This window comes from Phytobacter cepae, assembly GCF_054165735.1.
The window spans coordinates 1,760,315-1,774,761 of sequence record NZ_CM135107.1 but is presented as its reverse complement, the minus strand read 5'-3'; the positions used below and the strand labels follow the sequence as shown (position 1 = coordinate 1,774,761).

Genomic DNA, 14,447 nt, shown 5'->3' with positions numbered 1-14,447 from the left:
TAGCGAAAACGTATATTAGGGTCTACCTTAAAATTCTGGTTTTTCTCTAAGAGGTAGATAAATATGAGTCCTGCAGACAAGAAACATCATCATTATCCGCGCCCCCCTTTTCCGGAACAACCACAGCAGCCGCCAGGTCTGGCTTCTGAAATGAAACCTATTCCCGATCATGGGGAAACCAGTTATATCGGCTCGGGTCGCCTGGCAGGAAAGCGTGCCCTGATTACCGGTGGGGATTCAGGTATCGGTCGTGCGGTGGCTATCGCCTTTGCCCGCGAAGGTGCCGATGTGGCCATTAACTATCTGCCTGAAGAGCAGTCCGACGCCGAAGCGGTGATCGCGCTGATCAAGGCTGAAGGGCGTAAAGCGGTCGCCCTGCCGGGTGACATCCGCGACGAAGCCTTCTGTAAACAACTGGTCGAAAACGCCGTTAATCAACTTGGCGGGCTGGAAGTGTTGGTTAATAACGCAGGTCGTCAGCAATTTTGTGAGTCTATCGAAGACTTGACCACTGAGGCCTTCGACGCGACCTTCAAAACCAACGTTTATGCCCCGTTCTGGATAACCAAAGCGGCGATTCCTCACCTGCAGGAAGGTGCGGTCATCATCAATACCACCTCCGTTCAGGCGTACCAGCCAAGCCCTATGCTGCTGGATTATGCACAGACTAAAGCCTGTAACGCGGCCTTCACCAAAGCGCTGGCACAGCAGTTGGGATCAAAAGGGATTCGCGTGAATGCGGTGGCGCCGGGTCCTTACTGGACGGTGCTGCAATCCAGCGGCGGTCAGCCTCAGGAAAAAGTGAAACAATTTGGCGCTTCAGCCCCGCTTGGCCGTCCAGGTCAGCCGGTAGAAATTGCGCCGTTGTATGTGCTGTTTGCTTCCGATGAAAGCTCTTATTCATCCGGCCAGGTGTGGTGTTCTGACGGCGGTACCGGTACCGTTTGATTTTGAACAGGCAGGCTTCGGCCTGCCTTTTTTAACATGTTCGCCAGAAAAGCATTCATATTTGCTGACACTTAAAGTATGGCTATTTTTTACGCTTGTTGTTTTTATCGAAGATAGCCCCTTCTCTCCAAAATATAATATTCCTTTCTGGATACTGATACGCCCTATTGTTCATCGTTATTGCATGAAGCTAATAATGAGGATGAACAGTGCATAAAACAGGGATGTTGTTCTTATTTATTCTACTTATGGGTATGTGTAACGGGAGCATTATCGCCGCCTGTGATTTTTCCCCTACCGTTACGTACCCACAAGCCAGCACGAAAACTTTCGCGCTACCATTGGCAATGACAGCAATTAGTGTGCGGTCAGACCTTGCAACCGGCACGGTTATATATCGACAAAATATCGATATTTCAACGAATGCACAAAAACCCCGGGTGGTATGTGACAGTACAGGGCATTTTCAACTTAGTTACAGTTACGCTTCCCTGCCACGCCAGGAAACGTCATCAGGTTCAAAAATTTATCAGACGGGGGTGGATGGCGTTGGCATACAATTTATTCATGATAACGGCATTTTTTTCCCTTATAGCTATCCGACGACAAGCTGTATAAATTCAAAAAGTTGTTTCTTTTCATCTGTTTGGCCTGTTTCCTCCTACTTCGTACTCGTCAAAACAGCAGAGAATATAACGGGTGGTATAGTCTCCGGGAGTGGTTTGCCGGTAGCACGCTATTCTTTAGGCCAGGCAAACAGCAGGGTACCCATTTACGAAATCAAAATTACTGGCAGCCTGACTATCACTACCCCCACCTGCAATATTACCCCAGCCAACCAATCAATGACCGTGCCGATGGGATCGCACCATGTCTCTGATTTTACGGGAAAAGGTTCGGGCACCGAATGGAAAAACGCCAGCATCCAGCTCAGCGACTGTGGCTGGTTTTATGGTAACAGCGCAACCGCCGTGGCCACTTTTGACGGAACGAGCAACACGGTGAAGGCATTAACCAACAATGCCGCCGACATCACCCTCACCCCTCTCGATGGCACAATCACCGCAGCAGACGGGATAATGGCCATTGCCAACAACGCCTCTGCTGCCACCGGGATCGGCATTCAACTTTCCAGTACGCAGTCAGTTACTGGCAAAATTAACCTGAACTCGGCTTACGCTTATGCCTTGCCTGATGATGGTTCTCGTACCATTACCGTTCCTCTTTTCGCCCGTTATATTCAGACCGAAAACAGCCTCAGTGCAGGTAAAGCCAACGGTAAACTGGAGTACACCATCAGCTATCGTTAGTCAGCGTAATGAAAAGACACGTAATTTTCCGGCACCCCTGCTATTCCTGGTTACGCTTAATCCTGATGCTCATAATTTGATGGCGCACGGTTGTCGCCATCGCTGACGCCAGGAGAAAAGATGAAGAACGAGTCGTACTCTCATCCACAACGTATCGAAGGCTATGCCGGGCTGGGTGACTATGCGGCCATTGGCGATGGGCGCTCGGTGGCATTGATTGCGCCAGATGGGGCCATAGACTGGTGGTGCGCCCCGAATATGGACTCACCTCCCCTGTTCGATCGCATTCTTGATGCCGCTGCGGGCGGTTACTTCCAGATTGAACCCGTCGAAGAATACCGTATTCAGCGTCGCTACCGTGACAACAGCAACGTACTGGAAACGCAATTTGAAACCGCCTCCGGTCGCGTTCTGCTTACCGAATCCCTTAACAGCAACTATGCCGGTCGTCTGCCCTGGTGTGAACTGGCTCGGCGTATTGAAGGCCTTGAAGGGGAAGTGGAACTTCGGGTCACTTTTGTGCCGGGGACTGCCGCCTGCACGCGCGCGCCGTGGATTCAGGACACTGAGCAGGGCCAGGTCATGCACATCGGCGATTTAATGGCGATGCTGCGTTCGACCGAAGACGTAAGCGTGACCTGCTATGACGACTACGCAATTGAAGGCACGCTCATTGCCCGTGAAGGCGTCCGCTCGCTTATCGCCCTGTTGGTCAGTGAAAAGGAGCCGCTTGCCATCCCGTCGCTTGAGAAAATAGACGGGCATATTGATATTTCTGACCACGTCTGGCGTTTGTGGGCAGATAGTCTCACCTATGAGGGCATCTACCCTGAGCATGTCAAACGTTCAGCGCTGGCGCTAAAGTTTTTACTTTACTCCCCGACAGGGGCACTGGCCGCCGCGCCAACCACCTCGCTGCCGGAAGGGATTGGTGGGGAAAAAAATTACGATTATCGCTACGCCTGGACACGTGACGCCTGCCTGATTATCCGCGCCTTTAGCGTCATTGGTGCGCTGGAAGAGTGTAAGGCCGCTTTCTCATGGCTCACCAACACGATTTTGCGCCATGATGGTAAAGTGCGGGCCTGTTATACCCTGCAAGGCGGCGTGGTTCCGGCGGAGAGCTATCCTCCGTTGAGCGGGTACAAAAACTCGCTGCCCGTCCGTATTGGCAACAATGCCCGGGATCAGCAGCAGCTAAGTATGTACGGTGATTTACTGGCTACCGCGATGCTGTTTGTTCGCGCCGGGCATATTCTTGATCTCACCACTGCGAGGCTGCTGGCCTCTCTCGCTAATACCTGTGCGGACACCTGGAAACAAGCCGATTCAGGCATCTGGGAACTGCACGACATTCAGCATTATACCCACTCCAAAATGGCCAGTTGGGTCACCCTGGACGTTGCCGTTTACCTTGCCGAGGAAGGCCATCTCGAAAAGACCTGGCTTGAGCGCTGGGGCCGGGAAAAGGCGCGCATTGAAGCGTGGATTGAAACGCACTGCTGGTCAGAGGAAAAACAGGCTTACACCTTCTTTGCCGGCACGGACAAACTGGATGCCTCACTTTGCATGGCCTGGCACTACGGGCGCCACTGTAATCCTGCCCGCATGAAATCAACGCTTAACGCGATCGTCAGCGAGCTGGGCCATGGCACGCCTATGCTTTATCGCTACAGCGAAGTTGAAAAGGAAGAGAGTACGTTTGTCGCCTGCTCATTCTGGCTGGTCGAAGCGCTGGCGTACATGGGGGAGAAAGCCCGTGCCAAAGAATGCATGGACACCATCCTTGATACCCTGTGCGACAAAGGCAACGTCGAAACCTTTAATGAGATGTTTGATGTGCGCACCGGTGAGTGGCGTGGAAATGTGCCCCAGGGGTTAAGCCATCTGGCACTGATCACGGCGGCAGATGCGCTTTCACGGTAAGACGTTTCCCTGTCAAAGGATGATGGGGAATAACCTGTCGCTTATTCCACGAAGAGCTTTTCTATAGATTTTGTGGGGTAGAAAAGTGAACTGGCATTCGAGCCACATAACGCAATGAAACCCAGCTTCAAATAAAATGCCTTTGCTCGTTCATTAAGCGCATCGACAAACATGCCGTGAATGCCCACCGCCTGCGAGGCGAGATAAGTGACTTTCATGGCATGCGTGACCAGAGTTGTACCCCACTCCTTTCCCTGCAGATCTTTATGAATCGCCAACCGCCCGAGTGTAACGCTGGGAATATTGGCGTAGGGTATCTGCCGCTGCTGGGTCTTAGAGGGCAAGGTCTCCTTTTCGAAACAACTGCCAGACAGGGTGTAATAACCCATTACTTTCGGTAAAGCATCCCTGGTGACCAGCAGGTAACCGCGTAAAATACGGCCCCGGTGCTGGCGGGCAAGATGATTGTTCAGAAAGCTATTCAGCGATGCATCACCGCAGTCAAAATCTGAAAAATCGTATTCCGCTCCTTCGGAAAAGAGAGTGATGCTTAATGGCGCCACGACTTACTCCATGTCTTCTAAACGTTTGGCTGCGCGTTTCAGTCTGTCATCCGGTGTCGGCGGGTGACTGATAGCGTCCATCACCAGACGCCAGGATTCTTCATTGAGGATCAAACGACGATGCTGCTCCAGGACCTGGGCTGCTCGCTCCGAGGCACTCGAGACCATAAACTGGGTAATCGTCTGGTTAGATAATGCCGCCGCTTCTTCAATGATGTGCTTGTCATCATCCGTAAGGCGCAAATCGATACGTTGTTTTTTGAGTGCTTGCACTCTGGACTCCCTGACCGCGGATTAATGTACGGTGCTCTTCCGTACAAATATAGAATGAAACAGACAAAGGTACAATAAAAAACCCCCGCCAACGCATTGACGGGGGTTTTGTTCTTTACCGGCAAGCCACATGGCCGGTTAGGGCAAATTACTTCTTACGGGCGTATTTCAGGGAGTCCAGCGCCACCGCGAAGATGATAATGCCGCCCTTGATGATGTACTGCCAGTAAGGGTTGATACCGATATAGGTCAGGCCGTAGTTGATGACGGTAAAGATAATCACACCGGTCACCACGCCAAGTACGGTACCCACGCCGCCGCTGAAGGAGACGCCACCCACCACGCAGGCTGCAATCGCATCCAGTTCGTACATAAAGCCAAGGTTGTTAGTTGCAGAGCCGATACGGCCCGCTTCCAGCATCCCGCCGAAGGCGTAGAACACGCCGGACAGGGCATAAATCATCAGCAGGTTCAGCGCAACGTTAACACCAGACACTTTCGCCGCTTCCGGGTTGCCGCCGATAGCGAAAATGTTTTTACCGAAGCGGGTTTTGTTCCACAGCACCCAGACAAATGCCACCGCAATCAGCGCATAGAAGGTGATGTAGGAGAGGCGGAACGAGCCCAGCGCAACAAACCCCTGCGTGAAGGTGGAGAAACCGCTGTCAAAACCGGAAATCGGTGACGCCCCCACGAAGTCGTAGTACAGGGAGTTAATACCGTACACGATGATCATGGTGCCTAAGGTGGTGATAAACGGCGTCACGTTCAGGTATGCAATGATGATACCGTTGATGAGACCAATAATGGCACCGATTGCACAGACAATCGCCACCACCACGATGATTGGCATGGTCTGCATTTCCGGGAAAACTTTGTTCACGTTTTCCATAGACTGCAATAATGTTGCCGCAACCACCGCAGCCAGACCGACCTGACGTCCGGCTGACAGGTCCGTACCCTGCGTCACAATCAACCCGGCCACGCCCAGTGCAATAATGATACGCACGGAGGACTGGGTAAGAATGTTACTTAAGTTCAGCAAACTTAAGAACGTGGGGTCCTGGAATATGATGATTGCCAGTAACACCAAAAGAACAACGTAAATACCGCCGTCTTTCAGATAAGTGAGAAAAGTTTTTTTATTTAACGCACTCATGAGGAGCCCCTGATCTTAAAGGTGCAAAGACGCAAGACGGAGTATTTCGTTTTGCGTTGTCGTTTTAGTGTCAACAATTCCGGCAACGAGACCATTGCTCATTACCAGAATACGGTCAGTGATACCCAACAATTCTGGCATTTCAGAGGAGATAATAATAATCCCCTTATTCTTCTTCGCCAGCTCTGCGATCAGCTGATAAATTTCGAATTTCGCCCCTACGTCAATACCGCGCGTAGGTTCATCCAGCATTAATATCTCCGGTTGCGTCAACAGCCAGCGACCGATGATCACTTTTTGCTGGTTTCCGCCGGAGAGCGAGCCGATTTGTGTACGGTGGCCTGGCGTTTTAACGCGCATTGAGTCAATAACCCACTGGGTATCACTCTTCATGCGTGAATTGTCGAGCAAACCGACTTTGTTTTTGTAATTCTGAATATTGGAAATCAATGAGTTGAATCCGATATCCAGGTAAGCATAAATACCGGTTGAACGACGTTCTTCCGTCACCAGCGCAAAGCCATTATTAATCGCTTCATTTGCGTTATGGTTATTAATATTTTTGCCGTGCAGTTTAATGGTACCCGTCGCTTTTTCGCGGATACCAAATAAGGTTTCAACGATATCGGTACGCTTCGCCCCGACCAGTCCCGCAATGCCGAGAATCTCACCTTTGTGTAAATCAAAGGAGATATCACGGATAGACGGCTGGCGCAGTGACGTCAGGTTGCGTACTTCAAGGATAGTTTCACCCGGGACGTTTTGTTTATCCGGGAAACGCTGGTTCAGGGAACGACCGACCATCATGGCGATGATCTTGTCCATATCCAGCCCTTCAAGCGGCTGGGTGGCGATCCACTGCCCGTCACGCAGAATCGTGATTTCATCACACAGCTGGAAGATCTCTTCCATTTTATGCGAAATATAAACGATACCGCAGCCACGGTCTTTCAGCTTACGAATAATAGTAAAAAGATGGTTAACTTCTTTTTCGGTCAACGAGGAAGTCGGTTCATCCATAATAACGATTTTGGCGTCATAGGAGAACGCTTTGGCAATTTCGATCATCTGCATTTGCGAAACAGATAATGTTCCGACACGCGCACGGGGATCGATATCAATATCCAGCTCATCAAAAATAGCTTTGGTATCGCGATACATTTTGTCCTGATCGACAAACACACCTTTGGTGGGGTAACGACCCAGCCACATGTTGTCCATGACAGAACGTTGCAACACCAGGTTTAATTCCTGATGAACCATTGAGATACCATTTTCCAGTGCTTCTTTTGCAGAATGGAAGTCGATCTCTTTTCCCATAAAAAGAATGCTGCCGGAATCTTTTTGGTAGATCCCAAAAAGGCATTTTAATAATGTTGATTTACCCGCGCCATTCTCACCCATTAATGCATGGATAGAATGAGGACGCACTTTTAAATTGACATTATCGAGAGCCTTTACGCCAGGAAAGGACTTGTTGATGCTGCTCATTTCCAACAAGAATTCACCGGACGACTGAGTATTGTTGCTGACCATAATTATACCTTGTTGGCCTGGCATATTTGTTATAACAGGGCGCAAAAAGATGCGCCCCGTGTGTACGTAAATCTAAATATTACTTACCAGTAAACTGAGACAGGTTTTCCTGATCTACACCGACGTAAGGAATACGAACAATTTTGTTGTCGATTTTCCAGTTGGTGCCATCAGCGGCGCCTTTACCGTCTGCCAGGTTTTTCGCCAGGTCAAAGGTCGCTTTCGCCTGGTTGTTGGCATCGTTCAGAACGGTACCGGCCAGTGCGCCAGATTTAACCAGTGCCAGTGCTTCTGGCAGGGCATCAACACCGAATACCGGAATCGAAGATTTGTTGTGGGCTTTCAGTGCTTCAACCGCACCCATTGCCATGGCGTCGTTGTTAGCGATAACCACTTCAATTTTGTTAGCGTTCGGACCAGACAGCCATGCGTCCATCTTATCTTTAGCCATTGCGGTATCCCACATAGCGGTATCTAACTGCAGCTGCTCGGTTTTGATGCCTTTGTCGTTCAGCTCTTTGATAACGTAAGTGGTACGCGCTTCAGCATCCGGGTGGCCCGGTTCGCCTTTCAGCAGAACGAACTGAATCTGGCCGTCTTTGTTCAGATCCCAGTTTTTATTCGCCGCCCAGTGCTTGGCAATCAGGTCGCCCTGGATGATGCCGGATTCTTTGGAGTCAGTACCCACATAGAAGGCTTTATCGTAGCTGTCCAGCGCTTTGCGGTTTGGTTCTTTGTTGAAGAACACGATTGGCACATTCTGACCGCGAGCTTTCTCAATCACGGTGCCTGCAGCCGCCGGGTCAACCAGGTTGATTGCCAGTGCTTTAACGCCTTTTGCCAGCAGAACGTCGATCTGGTCATTCTGTTTGGACTGGTCGTTCTGGGAGTCGTTCATCAGCAGCTGTACGCCAGACGCTTCTTTCGCATCTTTTTCGATGGCTTTACGCACAACGGACATAAAGTTGTCATCGTATTTGTAGATGGTCACACCAATACGGGTATCCGCAGCGTGAGCAGCCGCGCCAAACAGCATGCTTGCCATAACAGCAGACAGAGTCAACACCTTCTTATTCATGGTATCTCCGGTTTTTTTGCAGGGTAGTTCTTGTGAATTAAAGGATCGGCGGGGCAGTAAGTTAATGAAACGTTACTGTCGGCCGAAGTTCACTCAAAAAATTCTTTCTTCCGTGTGGGGTAACGCTCCAGTAATGCGTTTTTTTCGATGCTTTAAGCTTGTTGCTTCCGTAAAAGTGATTAATCACCGTTACATCGTGTTTCAGCTCCTAAAACGCTGACATCATAGTCAGCGCGTTGTTAAGATACTGTGAATTTACTCACAGATTGAAAACGGTTACATCATCAAACGTCATAGGTTAGTGATCGTTACCCCAATTTGCCGTGATGTAACGGAGTGACGGCGCACCAGCGTCGGCATAAAGCAGTGTTTTGCCTCAGGATCGAGCTTTCCTGCTGCGCCCATCAGCGCCAGCTCGGTCGCCAGACGGGCCATGGATGCAATGGGGTAACGCACGGTGGTGAGTTGCGGGTCGGTGTAACGGGCAATAGGAATGTCGTCGAAACCAATCAACGAGAGATGCTGTGGCACCGCAATGCCATTATCTTTTAGCGCGGTCAACGCCCCTGCCGCCATGCTGTCGTTATAGGCAAACACGGCGCTGAGCTGCAGGTTACGCCCCAGCAACTCCACCATCGCCGCCTCACCACCCTGCATATCCGGTGAGCCCGTGCCAACCCAGGTATCCGGCGCGGTAACCCCCTGCTCTGCCAGGGCTTTAAACCAGCCATCACGCCGCAAATCGTTGTCTTCAATATGGTGACTGGAGGCCAGATAACCGATGCGTTGATGGCCGTGATTGAGCAGCATTCGGGTCGCCATAATGGCGCCGCTGACGTTATCAAGCTCGACGCAGCGATGGCTGTAACCCGGCACCACGCGGTTAATCAGTACCATGCCGGGGATTTGCTCCATAAACCCGGCCAGCTCTTCATCACTCAATGCTTTTGAATGAACTATCAGCGCGTTACAGCGTTGTCGTATCAGCACCTCAATGGCGTGCCGTTCTTTCTCAGCCTCATGATAGCTGTTACCAATCAGCACATATTTCTGGTGCTGCTGCGCCACCACGTCCACCGCTTTGACCAGCGCCCCGAAGAAGGCGTCAGAGACGTCCATTACCACCACGCCAATGGTGTCGCTGACCTGCGTTGCCAGCGCCTGGGCGTTGGCATTGGGGCGATACCCCAGCTGCGCCACCGCTTTGGTCACGGCTTCACGCGTGTCCTGACTCACCAGTGCACTGTTGTTTAATACGCGGGAAACCGTCGCAACGGAAACGCCCGCCTGACGGGCCACATCACGAATGGTTACCATAGTATTTAACCTTGAATTGAATGCGGTCGCTCACAGACATGCTCCCTGTGGTTAGCAAGGCGGCTATTCTCTCAGCCGGCGCGGTCGGACTACGTGAGTCGCATCACACGAATGGAAACGGTTACATCCATTTTGTTAATGATTGTGATCCAGATCGTTATCTGGATGTGCGTGGTAATGATGTCCCCGCAGCACGCGCGGTTAATTGACGCCATATCCATTCGAGGGGCCCCTGACGGAAGCGACGCAGCCAGAAGACGGAGAAGAGAATATTGACGGCCCACACCGGCGGAACAAACGCCAGCAGTTGCAGGCGGTCGAACTTCATGAACAGGCCAAAGCGGTAGAAGAGCGTTGTGCAAATCAGCGTTTGCAGCAGATAGTTACTTAATGCCATGCGCCCAACGCAGGCAATACTACTCACCAGTTTGCTACGGCAGAGCTGCGGCCAGTAACCATAAATAAGCGAGGTATAACCGAGCACCTGCACCGGCGCACTGAGTTCCCGTGGAGCCTGTAAAATAAACGCACACCAACGGTACGCCCACTCAACCTGCCACTGCGCGACGATGGCGGGCAGGTTAATGGCCATACCCAGCAGCGTTAAAAAGAGGCCGGTACGCCGATAATGAGACAAACTGAACTGCCCTTTCAGCCAGCCGCTGCGCATCAGGGCTGCGCCTATCAGCATCAGGCCAGCAAGCTGCCAGCCATACTGTGCGCCGAGGGCCAGCAGACCATTGGAGAGCAGATCGGCACGATTGCCGATGGCCTCCATCACGCTGCCGGTGGTTTTCCAGTACCCTTCGTATTGAATATTGGCCGCATCCGGGATCCAGGAGCGGTTCGGCGTGCTGCCCGAAATCACGCCCAACAGCAGCAGCACCGCAATCCCAATGAGGTAGAGCGCCACACCGGTGTTGAACAACGTTTTCACGCTGACCGCATCACGTATCATTCGCCAGGCAATCAGACCAATCAAACCATAGGCCAGCAGAATGTCTCCGTCCCAGAACAGCAGGCCATGAATAAAACCGAGCAGGACCAGCAGCGTCAGTCGGGACTGGATCCAGCGCTTCCCGCGCGGGAGCAGCATCTGCAAACCGGCGCCGAAGAGGATGGCGAACAGAGAGAGGAATTTGACCTGGGCAAAGAGGTCCAGCACCGCCCAGGTCCAGGCGTCGTGTAAGGTCACACTGCCGTACCAGGCGGGATTGAGATACGCAGCCTTCGGCAGGCCAAAGCCGACGATGTTCAAAAGCAGGATACCGAGAATGGCAATGCCACGTACAAAATCCAGCGTGACATTTCTTTCCATGTATCCGGCTCCTGTTAAAAACTAGTTGTGGTGACGTACAGCGCGCAGGAATTCCTGACGCGTGTTCTGGCTGGACTTAAACAGTCCTCCCAGCGAGGTCGTGGTTGTGGCACTGGTGGCATCACGAATGCCACGGGCTTTCACGCAGTAGTGCACCGCATCAATGGAGACCGCGACGTTATTGGTGCCGAGCAGGGTTTGCAGCGCGGTAAGGATTTGCTGCGTCAGACGCTCCTGTACCTGCGGACGCTGGGCAAAGAACTGCACGATGCGGTTAATTTTAGACAGGCCAATCACCGACTCTTTCGGGATATACGCCACCGTCGCCTTGCCATCTATAGTGACAAAATGATGTTCGCAGGTGCTGGTCAGCGTGATATCGCGCACCGTGACCATCTCGTCCACTTTCATTTTGTTTTCAATGACGGTGATTTTCGGGAAATTGGCGTAGTCCAGGCCCGAGAAAATTTCATCAACGTACATTTTAGCAATACGGTGCGGCGTCTCCATCAGGCTGTCATCCTCAAGATCGAGATTAAGGAGCTGCATAATCTCAGTCATATGACCGGCTATCAGGCGCTTGCGGGATTCATTATCCAGGTCGACGGGTGGGCGCAAGGGGGTTTCGAGGCCGCGAGCAACCAGGGCCTCATGAACGAGAGCCGCTTCTTTACTGAGTGATGACATTTTTTATTCTCCTGCAGGTGTGGCATCTTCGCCGGGGTGACCAGCGAAGTGAGGAATCATTGTGCGTGAGGTCGCGCACAGAATCCAGTATTCACCGCGATAATTAATGAAATAGCTCACGCCTGTTAACGCGTGCGCTTCCACACCAAAATACCCGCCAGCAGTAAGGCGATTCCTGCCAGCCCCAGCGCGGGCTCCAGCCTCTGGGTGAGCCAGGTGGAGAGCGCTGAGGTCATCGGCCCAATCAGTTGCCCGATGGCATAGCCGGTGGTCAACAAACCGGCCATATAACGCGTATGATTAGGTGCCAGTTCACGCCCATATAATAACGAAAGCTGCACCGCACACAGAAAACCGCCGCCGACTAACAGTGCGCCAATCACCAGTCCGCTCATGCCCGGCAGCACGCTTGCCGCCGCCACGCCTGCGCCCTGGAGCCATAACACCACCGCCAGTCGCTGGTGACTCTGCCCCAGGTGGCGCAGGGCAATACTCAGCGCGATGCCCACAACGGCTGCCGCACCGAAAACCGGCCAGACAAACTGGGCAAACAGGCTGCCCGGAAACCGCAGCGCCGCCATTTGCGATAAAAAAGTTGCCGGCAGAATGTAACCAAAGCCCGCCAGACTGTAGCTCCAGACCAGTCGCTTGAGGTCAGGGGTGAGATGCAGAGGCTCTGGCTGTTCACCCGCGCGATGCAACTGCCCTGGGCGCGGGAGATAGCGTCCAATTAAGACCACCAGGATCAGCGCCAGCACACCGTAGACCTGCCAGGCCGCCGCGGCAGAAAGACCGCGCGACTGAATCGCCACCGCCAGCAGGCCGCTTAATGCAATACCGGCGCCGGGTCCTGCAAACACGGCGGCACTGAGACCCGGGCGGGCATAGTGCGCCAGACGTTCGTTGGTCCAGGCCGCGGTCAGCACCATCGCCCAGCCGCTCATTGCGCCAATCACCAGACGCAGCGCACCGTGCGTGAATGCGTTGTCGGCAACTGCGGAGAGAAAGGTCAGGACAACGGCACCCGCGACACCAAGGTAAAGACGCATCTCAACGTGGCGACGGGCACGCATCGCATCCCATGCGCCGATGAGGTAGCCGAGGTAGTTGGTGGCGGCCACCAGCCCGGCACTGGTCAGGGTCAATTGCCCGTCCTGAATCATCAGCGGGACCTGTGGGGTGAAGGCAAAGCGCCCTATTCCCATCGCCACGACCAGGACAATAAAGCCGCTTAGCGCAATTCGAAGCGCCATGCGCACCTCAAAAGTTAATAAAAAGTAAAATTAATGATGCAATATGAGGCAACGAAGCGAAAGTGAAAGTTACTCACAGCGCCATGAATAATCTGTATTATGGAGAGCTATCACGCTTTTACTGTTAACCATTATCGAAGGAGCCTTGCATGGAATTGCTTGAAGAGCACCGCTGTTTTGAAGGGCGTCAGCTACGCGTGCGACACGACTCCACCGTGCTGAATTGTTCGATGACCGTCAGCATTTTTTTGCCGCCTGTGCGTGAAAATACTCCGCCACCGGTTCTCTACTGGCTCTCCGGCCTGACCTGTAACGACGAGAATTTTACCTTTAAAGCGGGTGCGCAACGTGTTGCCGCTGAGCTTGGTATTGCGTTGGTGATGCCAGACACCAGCCCCCGGGGTGACGATGTAGCCGATGCAGACGGTTACGATCTGGGCAAAGGCGCCGGTTTCTACCTCAATGCCACCGAGCAGCCCTGGGCCGCCCATTACCGGATGTACGATTACCTGCGCGACGAGTTGCCCGCGCTCATCCAGTCTGAATTCACCGTCAGCGATCGCCAGGCGATAAGCGGGCACTCGATGGGCGGACATGGCGCACTGGTAATGGCGCTGAAAAATCCAGGCCGCTTTACCAGCGTCTCGGCCTTCGCGCCCATCGTGAACCCAACAAAAGTCCCGTGGGGGCAGAAAGCGTTTACCGCTTATCTCGGCGCAGACGCGGCAGCCTGGCAGGAATGGGACAGCTGCGTGTTGATGCAGGCAAGTCAGGCCACTGACGCCATACCCACACTTATCGATCAGGGAGATGCGGATCAGTTCCTGGCTGAACAGTTACAGCCTGCCCGCCTGGCCGAAGTGGCCCGCCAGAGCGCATGGCCGCTCACCCTGCGGGTTCAACCCGGTTACGATCACAGTTATTATTTCATCGCCTCGTTTATTGAAGATCATCTGCGCTTCCACGCTGAACATTTGCTGAAATAAACCCGGAGGGCGCTGGCCCTCCTCTTTACTTTCCCTTACATTCGCCGCTATCCCGTTGATGGATCATGGCTTCTTAATTCTTTTCAAAGTAAA

General features: G+C 52.6%; 13 protein-coding genes. 4 read left to right on the top strand and 9 right to left on the bottom strand.

Going from position 1 to position 14,447, the window contains the following annotated elements:
• The first annotated feature begins 63 nt into the window (after positions 1 to 63).
• The 3 genes from ACUY4Q_RS08200 to ACUY4Q_RS08190 all read left to right on the top strand — a co-directional run bounded on the left by ACUY4Q_RS08200 (position 64) and on the right by ACUY4Q_RS08190 (position 4,184).
• Complete coding sequence (locus tag ACUY4Q_RS08200) at positions 64 to 948, top strand: SDR family oxidoreductase (protein WP_458046550.1); 885 nt, start codon at positions 64 to 66, stop codon at positions 946 to 948.
• A 209-nt stretch (positions 949 to 1,157) separates the two neighbouring features.
• A complete protein-coding gene (locus ACUY4Q_RS08195; RefSeq protein ID WP_458046549.1) occupies positions 1,158 to 2,258 on the top strand; it encodes a fimbrial protein in 1,101 nt (366 codons plus the stop codon).
• 120 nt (positions 2,259 to 2,378) lie between these two features.
• Positions 2,379 to 4,184, top strand: a complete 1,806-nt coding sequence (locus ACUY4Q_RS08190) for a glycoside hydrolase family 15 protein (protein ID WP_458046548.1) — start codon at positions 2,379 to 2,381, stop codon at positions 4,182 to 4,184.
• A 41-nt stretch (positions 4,185 to 4,225) separates the two neighbouring features.
• Here ACUY4Q_RS08190 and ACUY4Q_RS08185 read toward each other — a convergent pair whose 3' ends face one another.
• The 9 genes from ACUY4Q_RS08185 to ACUY4Q_RS08145 form a co-directional block, all read right to left on the bottom strand.
• The gene (locus tag ACUY4Q_RS08185; RefSeq protein ID WP_458046547.1) at positions 4,226 to 4,747 is read right to left on the bottom strand and encodes a GNAT family N-acetyltransferase; all 522 of its coding nucleotides are present in this window, start codon (positions 4,745 to 4,747) and stop codon (positions 4,226 to 4,228) included.
• A gap of 3 nt (positions 4,748 to 4,750) precedes the next feature.
• Entirely contained in the window at positions 4,751 to 5,020 is a 270-nt protein-coding gene (locus tag ACUY4Q_RS08180; protein WP_458046546.1) for a type II toxin-antitoxin system TacA family antitoxin, read from the bottom strand.
• Positions 5,021 to 5,168: 148 nt separating this feature from the next.
• Entirely contained in the window at positions 5,169 to 6,179 is a 1,011-nt protein-coding gene (gene mglC / locus ACUY4Q_RS08175) for a galactose/methyl galactoside ABC transporter permease MglC (RefSeq protein ID WP_458046545.1), read from the bottom strand.
• A 15-nt stretch (positions 6,180 to 6,194) separates the two neighbouring features.
• On the bottom strand, positions 6,195 to 7,715 hold the full coding sequence (gene mglA, locus ACUY4Q_RS08170) for a galactose/methyl galactoside ABC transporter ATP-binding protein MglA (RefSeq protein ID WP_458046544.1): 1,521 nt from the start codon (positions 7,713 to 7,715) through the stop codon (positions 6,195 to 6,197).
• Positions 7,716 to 7,794: 79 nt separating this feature from the next.
• Positions 7,795 to 8,793, bottom strand: a complete 999-nt coding sequence (gene mglB / locus ACUY4Q_RS08165; RefSeq protein WP_458046543.1) for a galactose/glucose ABC transporter substrate-binding protein MglB — start codon at positions 8,791 to 8,793, stop codon at positions 7,795 to 7,797.
• Between the two features lie 291 nt (positions 8,794 to 9,084).
• Positions 9,085 to 10,110, bottom strand: a complete 1,026-nt coding sequence (gene galS / locus ACUY4Q_RS08160) for an HTH-type transcriptional regulator GalS (protein ID WP_458046542.1) — start codon at positions 10,108 to 10,110, stop codon at positions 9,085 to 9,087.
• 157 nt (positions 10,111 to 10,267) lie between these two features.
• A complete protein-coding gene (gene yeiB, locus ACUY4Q_RS08155; RefSeq protein WP_458046541.1) occupies positions 10,268 to 11,428 on the bottom strand; it encodes a DUF418 domain-containing protein YeiB in 1,161 nt (386 codons plus the stop codon).
• A gap of 21 nt (positions 11,429 to 11,449) precedes the next feature.
• Positions 11,450 to 12,115: a GTP cyclohydrolase I FolE gene (gene folE, locus ACUY4Q_RS08150; RefSeq protein WP_458046540.1), complete on the bottom strand. Its 666-nt coding sequence runs from the start codon at positions 12,113 to 12,115 to the stop codon at positions 11,450 to 11,452.
• Positions 12,116 to 12,240: 125 nt separating this feature from the next.
• On the bottom strand, positions 12,241 to 13,368 hold the full coding sequence (locus ACUY4Q_RS08145) for a YbfB/YjiJ family MFS transporter (protein WP_458046539.1): 1,128 nt from the start codon (positions 13,366 to 13,368) through the stop codon (positions 12,241 to 12,243).
• Positions 13,369 to 13,517: 149 nt separating this feature from the next.
• Here ACUY4Q_RS08145 and fghA point away from each other — a divergent pair, with 149 nt between their 5' ends.
• Positions 13,518 to 14,354 (top strand): S-formylglutathione hydrolase, encoded by an 837-nt coding sequence (gene fghA / locus ACUY4Q_RS08140; RefSeq protein WP_458046538.1) that lies wholly within the window; start codon positions 13,518 to 13,520, stop codon positions 14,352 to 14,354.
• The last annotated feature ends 93 nt before the right edge of the window (positions 14,355 to 14,447 follow it).